This is a genomic window from Leptolyngbya sp. PL-A3 (assembly GCF_039962325.1).
In the GTDB taxonomy this organism is placed as follows: Bacteria; Cyanobacteriota; Cyanobacteriia; order Elainellales; family Elainellaceae; genus Vacuolonema.
The window spans coordinates 30544-47087 of the sequence record NZ_JAMPLB010000009.1 but is presented as its reverse complement, the minus strand read 5'-3'; the positions used below and the strand labels follow the sequence as shown (position 1 = coordinate 47087).

Sequence of the window (16544 nt, the reverse complement as noted above, 5' to 3'; positions counted from 1 at the left end):
TGATCGTTATTAGGGTTATAGTGCACGGGCAAGCCTCAATCAATACAGACACCCCATCCTGAGATCCAGCATTAGGTATTTATATTGCGTGAACAAAGCCCAGCCAATAAAACACGACATCCTAGACTGTCATACAAAGTCAGTTTATCCCCCAGGAAGGAGTTGATGGTTTGGAGGAAACCCACAAACCATCAACTCCAGATCAGGTGGTGTACTCCGCATTGATGCGAACGTAATCGTAGCTGAGATCACATCCCCAGGCAACGCCCTGCCCCGGCCCACCCCCCAGGTGAATGGAGATGAGAACCGTGTCGTCTTTTAAATACGCACCAGTAGCCGCCTGTTTCAGATACGCACTGGCGGCAGGGCGATCGAAGGACAGCGGTTGACCATGCTCCATCATCAGAAAATCGCCCAGTTTAATCCGCAGGTTACTCTGGTCAAACGGCACCCCGGCCCGCCCAGCAGCAGCGGCAATCCGGCCCCAGTTAGGGTCACGGCCAAACACGGCAGATTTGAGTAAGGAAGACCCAGCTACAGTCCGAGCAACCTGGCGAGCAGCGGCATCATCGGGAGCCCCTTCGACACGGATCTCGATCAGGCAGGTGGCCCCTTCGCCGTCACGGGCGATCGCCTTGGCCAAATGAGTACACACCTCCGTCAGCATTGCTTCCAGCTTTTCTGCTTCTGGGCTCATTTCCGTGATGGCCGAGGTGCGTGACTCGCCATTGGCCAGAGCCAGTAGGGTATCGTTGGTGCTGGTGTCCCCATCCACGGTGATCTGGTTGAAGCTGCGATCGGCAGCACGGCTCACCATCTGTTGCCATAGGGGGGGCGAAACGGCTGCGTCGCAGGTCACGAAGGCTAACATTGTTGCCATGTTCGGGTGAATCATTCCCGACCCCTTCGAAATGCCACCAATCCGTACAGGGCGGCCTTCCAGCGTGGTTTCGAGGGCAATGGATTTGGTTACCAGGTCTGTGGTAGTAATGGCACGGGCAGCATCCTCGCCCCCCTGATCCGAACAGGCCCCCACTAATTTGGGAACGCCAGCCCGCAGCGCATCCATCTTAATCTGCTGACCAATCACCCCCGTTGAGGCCACCAGCACCGACTCCGATGGAACCCCGATCGCTGATGCCACAAGCTGAGCACTTTCCAGAGCATTGGCCCAACCCTGAGCCCCGGTAGCCGCATTAGCCTGACCTGCGTTGCAAAGGATGGCATGGGCGGCAGGTTTTTGTTCCAGGCGTTGCTGACAATAGTCCACACAGGCTGCGCGCACATGGCTGGTGGTGAAGACTCCGGCGGCGATCGCCTCCGCCTCTGACCAGATCAGGGCCAGATCTGGTGCTCCCGATGGCTTCAATCCGGCGGCGATCCCCCCTGCTTTAAATCCTTTAGGAGCCGTTACACTCCCCTCAATGGCGTACCACTCTGTCATGCAGTCCTCCAGCGTTTGCTGATGCGCGATAGCTCAGTTCCAAATGTGAAGCCTAGTTTAGCCAATCTTGGGAACCGCAACGCTGTCCTTAAGCAATTGACAAAAAAGAGCACTCCTCAGGGGTTGTATGCATAACACACATAACCTCTGAGGAATGCCCGGAAAAAGCAGAAAGCGCCCGGCAATGCCGGGCGCTTTCTGCGGTTAAAACCCTAAAACCCTTAGCTCATCGTGGAGCTGCTGCGGTCGTAGTTCTTGCTAAAGGTGGGATGGGGCTTACCTTGAATGCTGTTCCAGTAATCGTGGGTGTCATCAATGCCGATTTCTGCAGCGGCACGATTCAGCATGGACTGCTGGCGGTTCTTCACCATATGGTGATGGCGGGACAGCAGGGCACGGGCCTGATCGTGGGTCGACATAACGCTCTCTCCTTGAGTGATGGTCTTGCTGAATTTGCTTTGCTCTATCACTATAACAATGATTTTCTGTATAGACGACTACAAAACTCTTTATTATGAGTATTTTTAATAATTATTTACATTTGGGTAAAAATGAATAATCTCTTGCCTCCCGTCCCCGCTAATGAGTAAGCTCAGCTTCAGACGTTTAGACAATCCAAAAGGCCAAAAGGCTGATTTTCTGTGGGTTTTGCCCACAAAACATGCTTTTTTGAAACCCTCTTTTATACAGATTTAGGAGCGTGACGCTGTGGCAGTTCAGGAAAAAAACGCGGAAGTCGGCAAGTTAACCTGGTTTTACCGGGAGGCTGAGCCTGACAGTCCTCGCGATAAGCCTCCCGTACTGTTGCTGCATGGATTAGTGGCCCAGAGCTATAGCTGGCGTGAGGTGTTGAAAGCTCTGGAAGATCAGGGGTTCCGGGCGATCGCCCCCGACTGGATCGGCTCCGGTTTCTCTATCAAACCCGATCGCCGCGATTTTGCTTACACCCCCGACGCTTTTATCAGCGCCCTTGATGATTTTTTAAATTCTCTAAACCTTTCTCAGATTTCTCTGGTAGCTCAGGGCTTTTTGGGGTCGGTTGGGGTGCAGTACGCCCTGCGTCATCCCGAACGGGTGGATCGTCTGGCAATTCTCAACACACCGCTGCAATCCACCGATAAACTTCCCTGGAAGATGAAACAACTGGGCGTCCCCCTGATGGGAGACATGATGACCCAGGACCCCCTACTGGTGGATCGCACCCTGGAGGGTGGCGGCGGTTATCGCGTCGAGGATGCCGACCTGGACGTGTACCGTCGGCCCTTCCTGAAAAGCTCGGATGCAGGCCGTGCTCTATTTGCCACCGTGCAGAATTTGAAACTCAAGGATGTGACCGCTGAAATCGAAGCGGGCTTGGCCCAGTGGAAGCAACCCTTGTTGTTGGGATGGGGCGATCGCGATCCCTGGCTTCCAGTCGCCCAGGCAAAGGCGCTAGCTCAACGTCTTTCAGGAGTAGATCTCGTGACTTGGGAAGAGGTCGGTCACTATCCCCAGGAGGACTGGCCCGAAAAGGTCAGCGAAACTCTGATTAACTTCTTGCGGCGGCAGGCTTAAGCGACACATCCTCAGGCGAGAACACCCGATACGTGCATCATGGCTGCTGTAAAGCTGCACAGGAGAGGCGCTACGCCCCACATCCTGTGCAGCTTTATGTGGTTTGGTCGTAATTGGCTGGGGTTGTGATTCTGACAAAAACCACACCCCAGCCAATTACCTGGGTTAAATAGCAATGGATTTTAGAGTGCTTAACGCTTCACACCCACAGGATGTTTGCGAGCGCAGCCGTTGCTTCACCTGCTGCTCTAGGGCGTGGCGTAGCTCACCGTGAGCTATGCCTGTACCAGCCAGGCTGTGCTGTTTCTGAAATAACTCAACAGCATGAGCCGTTGCAGCATTGTAAAAGCCGTTCAGGGGAAGTTGCGTTTGCACCACCAGATTTAAGCTGTGTTGCAAATTACGAATCAATTGACGGGCGCGTTCTTGCGTCGCGCGATCGAGTTGCCCACTCGGAACCAGTTGATAATCTTGTTGAAATAACTGAATTGCGTTGGTGAAAACCTGATCAGGTAGATCCTCTGTATTACAAGCCAGCTCGGATATCGGTGCAGCGGGTAAATATCCTAAACCCTGTAACACAGCGCGAAACTGATGTAGCGAGTAGGCCGTTCCCATACCTTGTCTCCCCGGCCTTTTCGGTGCCGTTTTTAAGAACGTATTGACTGAGATATGTGCAATGGGGGATGTCATCGTTTCTAGCCGAGGTTAATCAGGCCAATCGGCCCACAGGACCCAAGGACAGGTGAATTGCTATATCCCTACGTTACGAATCTGATGCGGCTCCTGCCTCATGCAAACGTCTCACCCGACAGTATGATTCTGAAAATTCTTCCTGGAATTGCGATCGGCCGTACTGTAGACCACATACCTTTGGGTTGTATTCGCGTTTGCTTCGCATAAAGTGGGGATATGGGTAGTCGGCGATCGCCCAACATCCGATATGCTTACACCATCGCTCAATATATGCCTGAGGCATAGATTCAGCCACTTCTGCCAATACCACCTTTGCCTCGCGCTTTACCCTTACTGACGCCTGAATTTGGTCCTATGTCAACTATGTTCGATCTGCTCGTGAAAGGTGGCCCGGTAATGATCCCCCTGATGGGGTTTTCAGTCTTTACCATTTCTACGGGCTTGGAGCGAGCCTGGTTTTGGTGTCGTCTCTTACGCCAGGAAGATCGGATTGTCCATGATGTTCTAGAAGCAGCCCGTACCAACCTCACCACAGCTCGGGAGATTGCTGAACAAGCCCGCGACTTGCCCATTGGTCGCTTCCTTCTGGCCCCCCTGAGCCTGCGTCAGCCCACCCCCGAAACCTTTCGGCTAGCAATGGAAGCAGCCGGAGACAAGGAATTTGTCAAGATGCAGAAAGGGGATAAGTTTCTAGAAACCACGATTGGAGTTGCGCCACTGCTGGGTCTGTTAGGAACCGTCACTGGGCTTATTGCCACTTTTGGCAGCTTAAACATTGGTGGCACTGGTACTACAGATCAGGCCACCAAAGCTGCAGCGGGCATTGGGGAAGCCCTGATTACGACCGCTGCAGGAATGATCATTGCCATTATTGCCCTGCTCATCTTCCGGGTTTTGGTAGGTCTCCAGTCCAGCCAGATGGATTATTTTTCGGAAGTGGGCAACGAGTTGGAACTGATTTACCGGCAGGTGTGGTATGAACCCTCACTGATTGCTGACGATCGCGGCACTCCTGACCAACCCATGGAACGGGAAACCCTTACACGATTTTAGGACAGGGCACTTCCATGGGTTTTCGCAAACGACGACGTGCCACCATGCCAGAGCTGAATCTGGTGCCCATGATGGACGTGTTGATGACGGTTCTCACCTTTTTCATTATCGTATCTATGACCTTAAGTCTTGATCAGGGAGTTGAGGTGACGCTACCCAGCAACCAACCACAGCCAGCCGTAGAGGAGCCACCTCCCTCGGTGCTGATCGTTGAGATGGATAGTGAAGGGCAGTTCTCTATGGAAGGGGAGACCTTGGAGAAAGCACAGTTATTAGGGCGATTGCGCTTTTTCTTACAACAGGATGAGAAAGCTCAGGTGGTCTTTCAGGCCAATCCCTCTCTCCCCTACGAGCAGGTCTTGCAAACCCTGACCGAACTCAAGCAAGTGGGGGGCGATCGCATCTCCCTCGCCATCGAATAATTCTCGTAACGAGGCCAGCCCTATGGCATTTCGCAAACGCCAGCGTGCCCCCATGCCCGAGCTGAATCTGGTGCCCATGATGGACGTGTTGATGACGGTTCTCACTTTTTTCATCATCGTGTCCATGACCCTACGCAGCCAGCAAATGACGAGCATCAACTTACCCGGGGTCAAGTCTGAAAATGAATTCGTGGAAAATGTGGATACTACAGCCCCGGCTCTGGTCGTGGGCTTAGATGCTAACGGCCAGCTTTTACTAGCAGAAAAACCGGCTTCCGTGGAACAGTTAGCCCAGGCCATGACTGACCACTACACCCAATATCCAGATGGAGTAGTTCTGTTGAAGGCCGATCGCACATTAGATTTTCGGCAGGTGTCGCAAACCCTGAAAATGATGCGAGATATTGGGGGCGATCGCGTTTCGCTAGCGATTGGCAAGGAAGGATCGTAATAGCGGCTATTATGCCCATTCCAGCCTATATCAGATAGACGCATGAACCGTTGCGCAAAGAAGCTACGCAACAATTTAACCTCGGTTCGGGATAAGCTGAAGTGCTCATTTTGGCGTGCACTATGTGACGCCAAAATGAGCCTTTTCGAGTGCCGCGCGTTGCGCGGCACTCGAAAAGGCCCTTAACCCGAACTCAGGTAATTTATACAGAAAGGCTAATAGACCTCCTCCGTGAATTGGCTTTGGGGGTGTGAATCGTTGCGCAAAGAAGCTACGCAACGGTTCACACAGGAGGTCTAATGTGTAATTGGCCGTGATGAGTTGATTCGCTCTCCAAAATGAGACATTCACCCAATCGGGTGAAGGGAGGCTTGAAGTATCCCTGTAGCATGGTGCCAAGCCTGCAATATTTGCCAAAGGGAGGCAAAAAACATGCTCAAGCAAGACGGCATCTCCACCATTCTGACCGCACCCGCTCAGGGCGCGAGCCGTGGCATGAAAGGTGCTTCCCAGCAGGTGCGCCAATATGACATTACCCCACCCCCTGTCGCAATTTATATGGGTAACGTTTGGCGGCAACTAAAACTAGCTTTTACTTTTAAAAGCCCAGGGGCCGCGCCAATTCCCGCTGTAGTAGCACCTCCAGCAGCCCGAGCCCTGACCCCCGATTTTTTCCAACGGTTCCCCCGATGCTGTGGGTTGAACTTTTTTGCTTCGGTCAGCATTCTAAATCCATCGTGCAGGTTGGGATAGCTCAACGTTTGAGACATTCCTGCTGAACTGCATAGCCCTCTAGGGGGCAACCGCCGATGCGATTCGTCTGACGGAGCAACGTCCTCACCAATGGGGTCGGGACGTTCAGGAAGTTTCCGTTCCGTTTCGTAACCCCTGTGCCGGTTGCCCCCGTTTATGTTGAGCCATTGACTTGGGCATACCCCGCCCGGGCAGGCAACCACAGGGTTTGGCCTCACCGTCTGAGCATTCCAGCAACAGCTCGGATTGCTCTGGGACTTCGCTGTGCCCGTGTTGAGGCCGCCATCACTTTTTTATCAGCGCATTGCGTTTTGTTTTGCATGCCCTACAACATTGCCAAGGACTTACTGTCATGTTTACCAAACCCTCCAAACTTGAACGCTATCGGGAATTAGAACTGATTCCGGCTGAGTTGTACCCGGACTCCTATGGTTGGAAAAGCTGGAGTGTAATTCGAGCGATCGCCCGATGGATTGCCGACGTCACCCTCAACAGCAGAGAACCCCGCATCTTCCGCGGTATAGATGACGCCGGAGTGTTATATTGGCGCGTCCATGACCCCGTCACTCGCAGCTCGGCCCGCTTTTATGACGAAAGCGAAGTACGGAGCTGGTTGGAAGAACGTTACCATAACCGTCGCAACGCAACAGTACCCCTGCCAAATACAGCAGCGTCTCGGTTGGGTAGCGATCGCCTCTGGCATTAGCCATGGCTCAAAATGTTGATAATTCGTGCGCTTCCTGCACGAATTATCGACGCTCCAGCGCAACTTTATTCTGACTCTGCTTGCACAGTTAATAGGTTATGCACTTTACGCATAACAAATCTTTCCTTCCTAGGCAACCCTGCTATAGCAGGTGTCCAAGTAACAATATCCCTGTCATGCTAGAAAACGGCCTGCCTTAGGAGGGCTAGCACCCCCCTAGCAGTGATTTTTCGTGAGCATTGTTCACGAAAAACCTGTGTTTCCAGAAAATTTCTCGCTCAAAAGTGTCCTGTCCGTTGGGCACAACACCTGCACGGCTGGGGCGTTTCTTAAAGAAATTTTCTCACTGCGACCCAGTACATCGACTGCCTACCCGTTGATCCTTAACCCTGGTTATGACGTTACCATCGCATCCTTTAAACAACCCCGAATCCATGAAATCCAAGTGGATGTCTGAACTTGAAAGCTGTTTCCGGCTTGCGCTCCCTCTGGCTGCAGCCCAGCTCGCCCAATCTGCCACCGGATTTGTTGATACGGTCATGATGGGGATGCTGGGCAGTGAAGTTATTGCTGCCGGGGGATTAGGTGCAACCGTATTTATCTGTCTACTCCTCATTTCAACAGCCATCGTCTCTGCCGTCAGCCCCCTGGTAGCAGAAGCCTTTGGATCAGGTCGCAACGCTACCGTACAATCTGTCGTGCGGCAGGGATTATGGTTAGCGCTGTTGTTAGGCATCCCTGTCACTTTGCTGTTATGGAACATGGCCCCCATTTTGCGAGTTTTGGGTCAAGAAGAATCCGTCGCAGTTTTGGCTCAGGTTTATTTGCGGGCGATCGCCTGGGGTATAGTTCCCGGTCTACTGGTTGGGGTATTACGTAGTTTCGTCTCAGCCCTATCTCAGACGCGTCCTGTCATGGTCATCGTCATTTTGGGTACAGCGCTGAATGTTGTGGGCAACTACATCCTCATGTTTGGTAAGTTTGGCTTTCCGAAATTAGGGCTGGCGGGAATTGGTTATGCCAGTGCCGCTTCCTTCTGGGGCATGCTAGTCGCTCTGGTGATCTTTATCCTGACGAATCCAGTTTTCCAACCCTATCGGATATTCCATCGCTTAGGGCAGTGGGAACCTGCGATTTTTGGCAGCCTCGTGAAAATTGGCATTCCCATTGGCGTGCTGGCTATGGTGGAAGCAGGTTTATTTACCATCACCACGTTCCTGGTGGGGCAATTAGGAACGGTCGCCCTGGCTGCCCATCAAGTCGCCATTCAAACCGCTGCCATTACCTTTACTGTGCCCATGGGCATCTCCCTGGCAACGACTGTGCAGGTAGGTCAAAGGCTGGGCCAGCGAGATTTCCGGGGTGCTCGCATCAGTGGCTTTGTTGGCATTGGCCTCAGCATGGCGTTCATGCTCGTGATGGCCATTACCATCTGGACGATACCCACCACTATTGTTGACCTGTATCTCGACATTTACGAGGTGAGCAATACTCCTGTTGTTATGCAGGCAGAAGGCTTGCTAGCCGTTGCCGCTATGTTCCAACTGGTCGACGGTATCCAGGTTGCTGCCACAGGCGCGTTGCGAGGACTTCAAGATACTCGGGTTCCCATGCTCGTTGGCATTCTGTGCTACTGGGGCATCGGTCTGAGCAGCGGTTACTGGCTCGGTTTTCACCAACATATGGGTAGTGTCGGGCTCTGGTGGGGATTGGCGATCGGATTGGCCGGGGCTGCATTATTTTTAACCTGGCGGTTTTGGCGGATCAGTCGCCACCATGAGCGGCAGGCGATCGCCCAATCCTAAGTCTTTATCTGCATCTCCCAAAAGCGACAGGGCCGTTCTGTAGAAAGGCCCTGTCGCTACTCATATCTTGCAGCACAACCCTCAATTTTGCGTAGCCTCAGTTCGGGTTAAGGTTTTTTTCGAGTGCCGCGCTTCGCGCGGCACTCGAAAAAACCCATTATTGCGTACACTTCGCGCACGCAAAATTGAGGGTTGTGGTTTGAGCAAGGTGAGGTAAGTGTATATAAGCCTTGTGGAATTAATCTAGCGATCGCTCCCCCACTTCCATGTGGGCAATCCGTTCGCGGATTTCTAATTTGGCGACGGCAAAATGATTTCGTAATCGTTCTAATTCAATTTCCAGATTGCTTTGTTTGTCCTGGGCTTCTTGCAATTCTTGCACTAACGACAAATATCCAGGTGAGCCTTTCAGCTCCAGAATTTGGGCTTCTCGCTGGCGATCGTTTTTCAAATCCATATCAAACGCAACGGTGTATTTGATGTTAGCGTCCATATCAGCGAGTGCCACTCTGAGTTCGCGCACTTGCTGCGTCTGTAGGAGAAGAGAGCGTTGAGCTTGGGCGATCGCCTCTGGATACTCGTTCAGTTGCATAGCCAGCACTTCTATAAATCGAATCTACTTACATCTTGCACCAAAACTGAAAACCATCATTTCTCCACCTTAAAGCGGCAACAGAATCAAGGGTGTTATTGAATGGAGCTCTGAGATGGGATGTAGAACTGCAACACATACCATCCCAAAGCTCCATTCAGCAATGGGAAATCAAGGGTAGCAGGACGACTAGGAAAATATTGCTATGTTTCATGATTTCGGCAAATTGAAGTATTTAAATTTTATGGTATCTAGAAAACAAAAAGAGGTGATTGAGCAAACTAAAACAACTATTCTAAATATCGTAAAAACAACTATCTTTTAGTAAATATGAGAATTAGAAAAGAACAAAATTGCAAACTATCCTAAGTATTTGAAATCAATCTAGTACAGCAAAACGAAAGTTTTGTAGGGAGTGAAGGGGTAGAACCCCTTCTTGGGGGGACAGCCCCCAAACCCCCATGTTGCAAAATTTGGTGTTTGCAACACTAGGCTTAGATTGATTTCAAATACTTAGGACAGTGAAAATAGATTATTTTTGAGAAGCAGAATGGAGTGCAGTTTTGCAAAACCTGCATCAAAAAGACATTAACGCTGTACAAGTGCTATGACGGCTTGAACAAGCTGTTCCGGATCGAGGGGTTTTGTAATGTGGCATTGAAAGCCTCGGGTTATTGCTTGCTCCCGATCATCCTCCCTCGCATAGGCAGTGAGAGCGATCGCCGGAATCTTTCCGCCCTGCACAGGTGGTAACGTCCGAATTTTGTCTATTAAAGAGTAACCATCCACTTCAGGCATACCAACGTCACTCACTAACACATGAGGTTGGAAGGTTTCTAAATTGGCTAATACATCTCCCGCCGAAACAACCGTTAACACCTCGGCTCCGTACTGGGTTAACAGGGTAGTTAGTAAGTCCCGGGCATCAGGGTCATCATCCACCGCAAGAACTCGTACCCCGCTTAAATTAAGTTCCTGCGTAGATGACCGGCTCGGCTCAGTCTTTCCCGGCTCTAGATTTAACAGGGGTAAACGAATGGTAAATGTAGAACCCATGCCTTCCCCCGGACTATCAGCCCAAATAGTTCCCCCATGAGCCTCAACCAACGAATACACAATCGCCAATCCCAACCCCAGACCTCCAAACTTGCGTGTTGTTGAGGCATCTTCCTGCCGGAAAGACTCAAAAATATGGGGTAAAAAGGTAGGATTGATCCCTTTGCCCGTGTCGGTGACCGTAATTTGGGCGTAGGAAGTCATGGGCAGTGAACTATGGGTTCTAGAATTTTGTGTGGGTTTCTCACCCATGAAGGACGTTCCATGACCCGTCACCCGCTCCAAACGAATATCAACCCGCCCGTTATTGGGAGTGAATTTGATGGCATTGGATAGCAAGTTCCACACAATCTGCTGAAGGCGGGCTGCATCTCCCGAGACCAGGCCAACCTGAGGTAAAACAGGATGCAGAAGGATCGATTTAGCGACGGCCGCTGACCTGACGGTATCAATAGCCGACTCAATCACAAACACCAGATCAATGGGGGTAGACTCCATGCTGAGCTTGCCCCGGAGGATTTTGGCAACATCTAGCAGATCATCAATCAATTGGGTCTGGAGTTTCGCGTTGCGCTCAATGGTAGCTAAAGCTTCAGTCGTTTTTGCCGGGTCGAATTTACGGTTCTGCATCAGCTTCGTCCAACCCAGGATGGGGTTGAGAGGCGATCGCAACTCATGGGAAAGAATCGCCAAAAATTCATCTTTGATGCGATTGGCACGTTCAGCGGCTTCTCGGGCCGCCTGCTCGCGTTCTAGCAGAGTACGTCGTTTAATCTCCAATTCCTTGTCATCGTGAATATCGGTGCAGGTCCCAAACCATTTGACCACCCTTCCCTTCTGGCACATGGGTAGACCTTGAACCAAATGCCAGCGATACATGCCGTCATAGCGGCGCAATCGATATTCAATTCGGTAATCCGAGGCCGTTTCGCAGCCTTTTGTCCAAAACTCCTGCACTGGGAGAAGGTCATCAGGATGAATCAGATCTCTCCAGCCAACTGTCAGAGCCGACTCCAGAGGTAATCCGGTATAATCAATCCACCGCTGATTGACATAATCGGTCACACCGTGGGCATCCGTTGTCCAAACAATTTGAGGAATGGTATTGGTAATGAATCGAAACTGTTCTTCTCGTTGCTGAAGTGCTTCTTCGATTTGTTTGCGATCGCTAATATCGTGATGAATTCCGGCCATGCGTAACGGATTGCCTCGCTCATCCCGCGTAACCACCTTTGCATAGTTGGCGATCCATTTCCATTCTCCAGATTTGGTCAACATCCGGTATTCAAATCTGTAAGGTGCAGAATCGTTTTGCAGGTGGGTATTCAGCCAATCGATCACCTCGGCTTTCTCGTCAGGGTGAATCAGCTGCTTCCAGGTGCTAAAGGTTTCTGGCAGTTCTCCCTTCTCATATCCCAACATTTCCAACCATCGTGGGCTCAAGTAATTTTCATTATTGACAATGTTCCAATCCCAAAAGCCTCCACCGGAACCTTCCAGAGCCATTTGCAGCCGTTCTTCACTTTCGCGCAGAGATTGTTCGGTCTGTTTGCGATCGGTAATATCTCGCCAGGTCGCAACATAGCCATCATCAAATTTAGCCACTCGAATATCAAATGCTTTGGTTAAGTGTTGGTGCCCAAACTGATCCTCATAGTTCAGGCTATCTTTAACCAGGGGTTTCCCAGTTTCTACCACCTGACAGTACTCTGCAAATAAGCCATTGCTCTGATGGGCTGGCAATAACTCACATAGCCCCTGGCTGAGATGCTGTTCCCGCGTCAGTTGAGTGGTGAGGCAAACGGCATCGTTTACATATTCGGCCTGAAAATCGACAATTTCTCCCGCTTCATTCCGCAGAGCACGGTAGATGGCAAAGCAATCCAACATATTCTCAACGGATGTGCGGAAGCGTTTTTCGCTATCTTGTAAAGCGGCAGCTGAACGTTTAATTTCCTCAGCGTTGGCAACCGCCTGATCGCGCATCTGCCGATAGCTTTGCACCAGCGACGTTACGTCTGTCACATCTTGAATCGAAAGCATCGCATAAAAGCTGTCATCATCATCCGCCGGAACTGCTGTGACCGTTGTGTGCTGGATACGGTTCTGGCCGTTCGCAAGCGTGGCAGGAATTAAATGTTTGTGGAGCTGCGAAGAAAAAATAGTAGGGGGGCCACCTGCGAAAATAGGCGCAAGCCGGTGGACATATAGGGGCTGGCTGAGATGCGGGAAAAATTCACGGATGGATCGTCCGAGAATGCGATCGCGCGAAATCTTCGTCCAATCCTCTAAACAACGATTCCAAAATATAACGCTGTAATCTGATTGCAGAACGCAGATACCGAGCGGAATTTGATCGAGCAAGCTGAAGCGATTTTGACTATCAGGCATCATATCAAATCATTCCTTTCCCTCAAGATTGAGAGAGCAGGCTAAGTTCCTCATCAATACGTCCAAGCAACTCACCGAAGGAAGACATTTCGAAAATTAGAATAATTTCACCCATAATCTCAAGCTGCTTAATTTCAAATTTAGTTTGTGCTAATAGAAAAACGGTATCGGCGTCAAATGAATAACTTGAGTTCAATAACCCTTCAATCGTATCTTCAAAATAGATAGGCAGCATGTAATCCATCTGTTGCTTCAGTAAATTGCTGATCGAACCCAAAACACCATTAATCACAATATTTCCCACTTCCGTGAGGGTTCCAATTTTGACCTCATCTAAATCAGGAGAATTCCGATCTTCACCCGTTAAAAGAGACACCAGGGCAGAAGCACTTTCTGTCGGAAAAACAAGCTCTGCACTACCACTAAAAACACCCGAAAAGTTTAGCCTGACGATGGAAAGGCAATGATTACTGAACCGGGCTACAACTTCTCGTTTCAGCGCCTCAGTAGTAAAAACCTTTAGAACTGGAACATTCAGAAAAATAGGAGATTCGACCATCTCATTCAGCATTCCAGCAGCACGTCCAACTCCGATGTTAATAAACTCCTGAAGTGCATCAAGCTGCTCCTCGGTAATTAATGGCATGAGCGATCGCTTCCTTATTTCTGTAAGAGCTGTCGAACGGTTTGACGAACTTCGTTTTCTTTAACAGGCTTGTTAATAAATCTCGCAGCTCCAAGCTCTGTCCCTCGTTGGCGGGATGTTTCTTGAATATCTGCTGTAATAATCGCGATCGGCATTGTCCAGCCCTGCTCCCGTAGAGTCTTCAATAACTGGAAACCATCCACATCTGGCATAAGCAAATCTGTTAAAACGCAGTCTGGCTGATGCTTTTGCACCATTTCTAAAGCTTCTTGCCCATTTGTTGCTTCCAGAACGCTACATCCTTCAGATTCCAGATACTTACGCAGCATTCGCCGCGAGAAAGCCGCATCGTCCACAATCAAGACGGAATTCGTATGTAAATCGCTCATGAGCTTCCTTTATGAAGAAATATAAAGTATCTATATTCACTCTCGAATCCAGGACAAGATTGTTGTGTGGTGGATATCGGTCATTTTTTCGATCGTTCGTGTACTCATACCCTTTTGATACATTCGAATGCAAAGCTGCTTGATGTCCTCTGAGTAACGAACCTGCTTGTAGGACTCTAGGAATTGCCGACCACAGCGTTTGCATTTGTAGCACTGAACCTTGTTGCGATACCCATTGCGCTGCAACTGAGTTGAACTGCAAGTAGGACATTCCATACACCTAATGACACTAAGTTATCATTAGTGTTCAGCATTCCTTCCAGACAAACTTCTACTCTAAGATAGATTGTGTAGCGTGCGCATCCTTCTTAGGCTGGTATATATAGCCACGATAAAGGACCGGGTACGTTTGGGGGTATGGAGTCTTTGAATGAAATTGATGCTGAAGATTTAATGGCCTTCATAGTAGAAGGCCACGAAATTTTGACTCAGTTTGAGCAGGATGTTTTAAACCTTGAAAAAGGTTCTTTTGACCAGCAAAGGTTAAACCAGCTCTATCGGGCATTACACACAATAAAAGGAAATTGTGGATTTCTTCCTTTACCCAAATTGGAAGCGATCGCCCACGCTGGAGAAACCCTCTTAGATACCCTTCGAACAACTCAGCAAAACATTTCTCCAGGTGTTGCAACAGCGTTACTCCAATTAACGGACGCCATTCGACAAACGCTACACACGATCGAAGCCACGGCAACCGAAGGAGATCAGGATTATGCCGCCCTAATCACAACCCTAACCACCCTCTGCACCCCAACTACAGGTCATTCTCCCCTGCTTCCCCACTCCCCTGCCCCCCCGACCTCTACAGAAGCATTCAGTACCCAAATCCAAACATTCTCTGATTCCACCCCCGATTCAACGATTCGCGTTCACGTTGATCTCCTGGACCACGTGATGAATCTGGTCAGTGAGCTGGTTCTCGTTCGTAACCGAGTGCTGCAATTAATGCCGGGTAGCAACAATCCGGCTCTGATCTCGACTTGTCAGCAAATTAATCTCATTACAAATGAGTTGCAAGATAGCGTTATGCAGACGCGAATGCAGCCCATCAGCGTCCTCTGGCGCAATTTACCGCGCCTTGTGCGGGAAACAGCGATCGCCTGCCATAAAGAAGTAATTCTGGAGCTAGAGGGTAGCGAGACAGAATTGGATCGGAGTCTCATCGCCGCGATTAAAGACCCGATTATCCATCTTGTTCGCAATTGCATAGACCATGGCATTGAAGCACCGCACGTAAGAGTTGCCCATAGCAAACCAGCAGCAGGCACCTTAACCCTTAGAGCCTTGCAGGAGAACGGCCAGATCATCCTGGAAATTCGAGATGATGGGGCCGGTATTGACGCGGCTCAGGTTAAAGCGCGATCGCAACAAATCGGGCTCATCACTGCGACGCAAGCTGAATCATTGAGCGATCGCGAAACCTTAGATCTAATCTTTTTGCCTGGATTTTCGACCTCTGATGAAGTGACCCGCCTATCGGGTCGTGGGGTCGGTATGGATGTGGTACGGCGCAATCTTGAGTCGGTAAATGGCACCATTGAAATCGATAGCCAACTGGGATGTGGAACGACCTTTCGCCTGAAAATTCCCCTCACCCTGGCTATTCTTCCAGCGCTGCTGGTCTGTGCTGGAGGCGAGCGATTTACGATCCCCCAGGCCAGTGTGCAGGAGTTAGTTCGCATCGAAGGCACCGAACAGATTGAGAAGAGTATCGAAACCCTACTGAACGTTCCTGTATATCGACTGCGAGGGCAAATTTTACCTTTAGTCAATCTCACGTCAGTACTACAGTTAACACCCTCTGACATAGAACATGATGTTCTTTACTTTGTGGTCATGGCGATCGATGGATACCGATTTGGACTCATTGTGGATCAAATTATTGATACCCAAGATATCGTCGTAAAGCCTCTGAGCAAACAGTTAAAGTCGCTCGTGATGTTTGCAGGAGTGACGGTTTTAGGCGATGGTAAAGCAGCACTCATTTTAGATGTGGCAGGGTTAGCGCAACATGCAGGTGTGCAACGGCAGTCTGACATCAACCTCACTACCTCTGAGGTGGAACAGAGCGATCGCCAATTGATCTTGACAGTGCTTGGACCGCAAAATTCGCGCCTGGGAATTTGTCTTTCTCATGCAACTCGATTAGAGATGATCCCAGCCGAAAAGATTGAGCAGATTGCGGGTCAGTATGTCATGCAATATCGCGATCGCATTGCCTCATTGATTGATTTAGAAGCCCTCTTTACCGGGGTAGCGCGCCCTTTGCCGGAGTTTGATGACGTTATCCCCGTTGTTGTCATCTCGTTAGAAGACAACCGTACGGTCGGGCTGGTGGTGCATCAAATTCTCGACATTGCCGAAGAATCTCTCACAGTAACCGGTGCGGCGAATCGTCCGGGGGTTCAGTGCTATGCAACCGTGCAGGGCCAGATCACCGAAATGTTGGATTTGGAGGCACTGATCGATTTAGCCAATCCCTATCGGGTGTCCCAGGAGTTGATGACTGGAGTTGGGGGGTAATAC

General features: G+C 50.2%; 16 protein-coding genes. 8 read left to right on the top strand and 8 right to left on the bottom strand.

The window, feature by feature from the left end; all coding sequences use genetic code 11:
* Nucleotides 1–202: 202 nt before the first annotated feature.
* A complete protein-coding gene (gene argJ / locus NDI52_RS09420) occupies nucleotides 203–1444 on the bottom strand; it encodes a bifunctional ornithine acetyltransferase/N-acetylglutamate synthase (RefSeq protein ID WP_190773392.1) in 1242 nt (413 codons plus the stop codon).
* Nucleotides 1445–1665: 221 nt separating this feature from the next.
* Entirely contained in the window at nucleotides 1666–1863 is a 198-nt protein-coding gene (locus NDI52_RS09415) for a hypothetical protein (protein WP_190773393.1), read from the bottom strand.
* Nucleotides 1864–2152: 289 nt separating this feature from the next.
* On the opposite strand from NDI52_RS09415, the gene NDI52_RS09410 reads away from it, so the two are divergent.
* A complete protein-coding gene (locus NDI52_RS09410) occupies nucleotides 2153–2998 on the top strand; it encodes an alpha/beta fold hydrolase (RefSeq protein ID WP_190773394.1) in 846 nt (281 codons plus the stop codon).
* Between the two features lie 165 nt (nucleotides 2999–3163).
* Here NDI52_RS09410 and NDI52_RS09405 read toward each other — a convergent pair whose 3' ends face one another.
* Nucleotides 3164–3616, bottom strand: coding sequence for a peptidoglycan-binding protein (locus tag NDI52_RS09405; RefSeq protein ID WP_190773395.1), 453 nt, complete (start codon nucleotides 3614–3616; stop codon nucleotides 3164–3166).
* Between the two features lie 148 nt (nucleotides 3617–3764).
* Nucleotides 3765–3977 carry a hypothetical protein gene (locus NDI52_RS09400; protein WP_190773396.1) on the bottom strand — a complete coding sequence of 71 codons (213 nt, stop codon included), beginning with the start codon at nucleotides 3975–3977 and terminating at the stop codon, nucleotides 3765–3767.
* A gap of 71 nt (nucleotides 3978–4048) precedes the next feature.
* On the opposite strand from NDI52_RS09400, the gene NDI52_RS09395 reads away from it, so the two are divergent.
* The 6 genes from NDI52_RS09395 (at nucleotide 4049) to NDI52_RS09370 (ending at nucleotide 8884) form a co-directional block, all read left to right on the top strand.
* Nucleotides 4049–4747, top strand: a complete 699-nt coding sequence (locus tag NDI52_RS09395) for a MotA/TolQ/ExbB proton channel family protein (RefSeq protein WP_190773397.1) — start codon at nucleotides 4049–4051, stop codon at nucleotides 4745–4747.
* A gap of 14 nt (nucleotides 4748–4761) precedes the next feature.
* Complete coding sequence (locus NDI52_RS09390; RefSeq protein WP_190773398.1) at nucleotides 4762–5169, top strand: biopolymer transporter ExbD; 408 nt, start codon at nucleotides 4762–4764, stop codon at nucleotides 5167–5169.
* A gap of 22 nt (nucleotides 5170–5191) precedes the next feature.
* Nucleotides 5192–5620 carry a biopolymer transporter ExbD gene (locus NDI52_RS09385; protein ID WP_190773399.1) on the top strand — a complete coding sequence of 143 codons (429 nt, stop codon included), beginning with the start codon at nucleotides 5192–5194 and terminating at the stop codon, nucleotides 5618–5620.
* Nucleotides 5621–6052: 432 nt separating this feature from the next.
* Nucleotides 6053–6373 carry a hypothetical protein gene (locus tag NDI52_RS09380; RefSeq protein ID WP_190773400.1) on the top strand — a complete coding sequence of 107 codons (321 nt, stop codon included), beginning with the start codon at nucleotides 6053–6055 and terminating at the stop codon, nucleotides 6371–6373.
* Nucleotides 6374–6725: 352 nt separating this feature from the next.
* Nucleotides 6726–7079 (top strand): hypothetical protein, encoded by a 354-nt coding sequence (locus NDI52_RS09375; RefSeq protein ID WP_190773401.1) that lies wholly within the window; start codon nucleotides 6726–6728, stop codon nucleotides 7077–7079.
* Nucleotides 7080–7513: 434 nt separating this feature from the next.
* Nucleotides 7514–8884: an MATE family efflux transporter gene (locus NDI52_RS09370; RefSeq protein ID WP_199308045.1), complete on the top strand. Its 1371-nt coding sequence runs from the start codon at nucleotides 7514–7516 to the stop codon at nucleotides 8882–8884.
* Nucleotides 8885–9122: 238 nt separating this feature from the next.
* On the opposite strand, the gene NDI52_RS09365 is transcribed toward NDI52_RS09370, so the two are convergent.
* From NDI52_RS09365 to NDI52_RS09350, 4 genes are all read right to left on the bottom strand, one after another.
* Nucleotides 9123–9476, bottom strand: a complete 354-nt coding sequence (locus NDI52_RS09365) for a hypothetical protein (protein ID WP_190773403.1) — start codon at nucleotides 9474–9476, stop codon at nucleotides 9123–9125.
* Between the two features lie 588 nt (nucleotides 9477–10064).
* Nucleotides 10065–12926: a PAS domain S-box protein gene (locus tag NDI52_RS09360; RefSeq protein WP_190773404.1), complete on the bottom strand. Its 2862-nt coding sequence runs from the start codon at nucleotides 12924–12926 to the stop codon at nucleotides 10065–10067.
* A gap of 19 nt (nucleotides 12927–12945) precedes the next feature.
* Entirely contained in the window at nucleotides 12946–13569 is a 624-nt protein-coding gene (locus NDI52_RS09355; protein ID WP_190773405.1) for a chemotaxis protein CheC, read from the bottom strand.
* Between the two features lie 14 nt (nucleotides 13570–13583).
* The gene (locus NDI52_RS09350) at nucleotides 13584–13958 is read right to left on the bottom strand and encodes a response regulator (RefSeq protein WP_190773406.1); all 375 of its coding nucleotides are present in this window, start codon (nucleotides 13956–13958) and stop codon (nucleotides 13584–13586) included.
* Nucleotides 13959–14375: 417 nt separating this feature from the next.
* On the opposite strand from NDI52_RS09350, the gene NDI52_RS09345 reads away from it, so the two are divergent.
* Nucleotides 14376–16541 (top strand): chemotaxis protein CheA, encoded by a 2166-nt coding sequence (locus NDI52_RS09345; protein WP_190773407.1) that lies wholly within the window; start codon nucleotides 14376–14378, stop codon nucleotides 16539–16541.
* Nucleotides 16542–16544: the final 3 nt, after the last annotated feature.

Bases quoted from the DNA above. Each gene is read 5' to 3' on its own strand.
- argJ (WP_190773392.1), bottom strand. From the start codon at position 1,444: ATGACAGAGTGGTACGCCATTGAGGGGAGTGTAACGGCTCCTAAAGGA.
- NDI52_RS09415 (WP_190773393.1), bottom strand. From the start codon at position 1,863: ATGTCGACCCACGATCAGGCCCGTGCCCTGCTGTCCCGCCATCACCAT.
- NDI52_RS09405 (WP_190773395.1), bottom strand. From the start codon at position 3,616: ATGGGAACGGCCTACTCGCTACATCAGTTTCGCGCTGTGTTACAGGGT.
- NDI52_RS09400 (WP_190773396.1), bottom strand. From the start codon at position 3,977: ATGCCTCAGGCATATATTGAGCGATGGTGTAAGCATATCGGATGTTGG.
- NDI52_RS09395 (WP_190773397.1), top strand. From the start codon at position 4,049: ATGTCAACTATGTTCGATCTGCTCGTGAAAGGTGGCCCGGTAATGATC.
- NDI52_RS09390 (WP_190773398.1), top strand. From the start codon at position 4,762: ATGGGTTTTCGCAAACGACGACGTGCCACCATGCCAGAGCTGAATCTG.
- NDI52_RS09385 (WP_190773399.1), top strand. From the start codon at position 5,192: ATGGCATTTCGCAAACGCCAGCGTGCCCCCATGCCCGAGCTGAATCTG.
- NDI52_RS09380 (WP_190773400.1), top strand. From the start codon at position 6,053: ATGCTCAAGCAAGACGGCATCTCCACCATTCTGACCGCACCCGCTCAG.
- NDI52_RS09375 (WP_190773401.1), top strand. From the start codon at position 6,726: ATGTTTACCAAACCCTCCAAACTTGAACGCTATCGGGAATTAGAACTG.
- NDI52_RS09370 (WP_199308045.1), top strand. From the start codon at position 7,514: ATGAAATCCAAGTGGATGTCTGAACTTGAAAGCTGTTTCCGGCTTGCG.
- NDI52_RS09365 (WP_190773403.1), bottom strand. From the start codon at position 9,476: ATGCAACTGAACGAGTATCCAGAGGCGATCGCCCAAGCTCAACGCTCT.
- NDI52_RS09360 (WP_190773404.1), bottom strand. From the start codon at position 12,926: ATGATGCCTGATAGTCAAAATCGCTTCAGCTTGCTCGATCAAATTCCG.
- NDI52_RS09355 (WP_190773405.1), bottom strand. From the start codon at position 13,569: ATGCCATTAATTACCGAGGAGCAGCTTGATGCACTTCAGGAGTTTATT.
- NDI52_RS09350 (WP_190773406.1), bottom strand. From the start codon at position 13,958: ATGAGCGATTTACATACGAATTCCGTCTTGATTGTGGACGATGCGGCT.
- NDI52_RS09345 (WP_190773407.1), top strand. From the start codon at position 14,376: ATGGAGTCTTTGAATGAAATTGATGCTGAAGATTTAATGGCCTTCATA.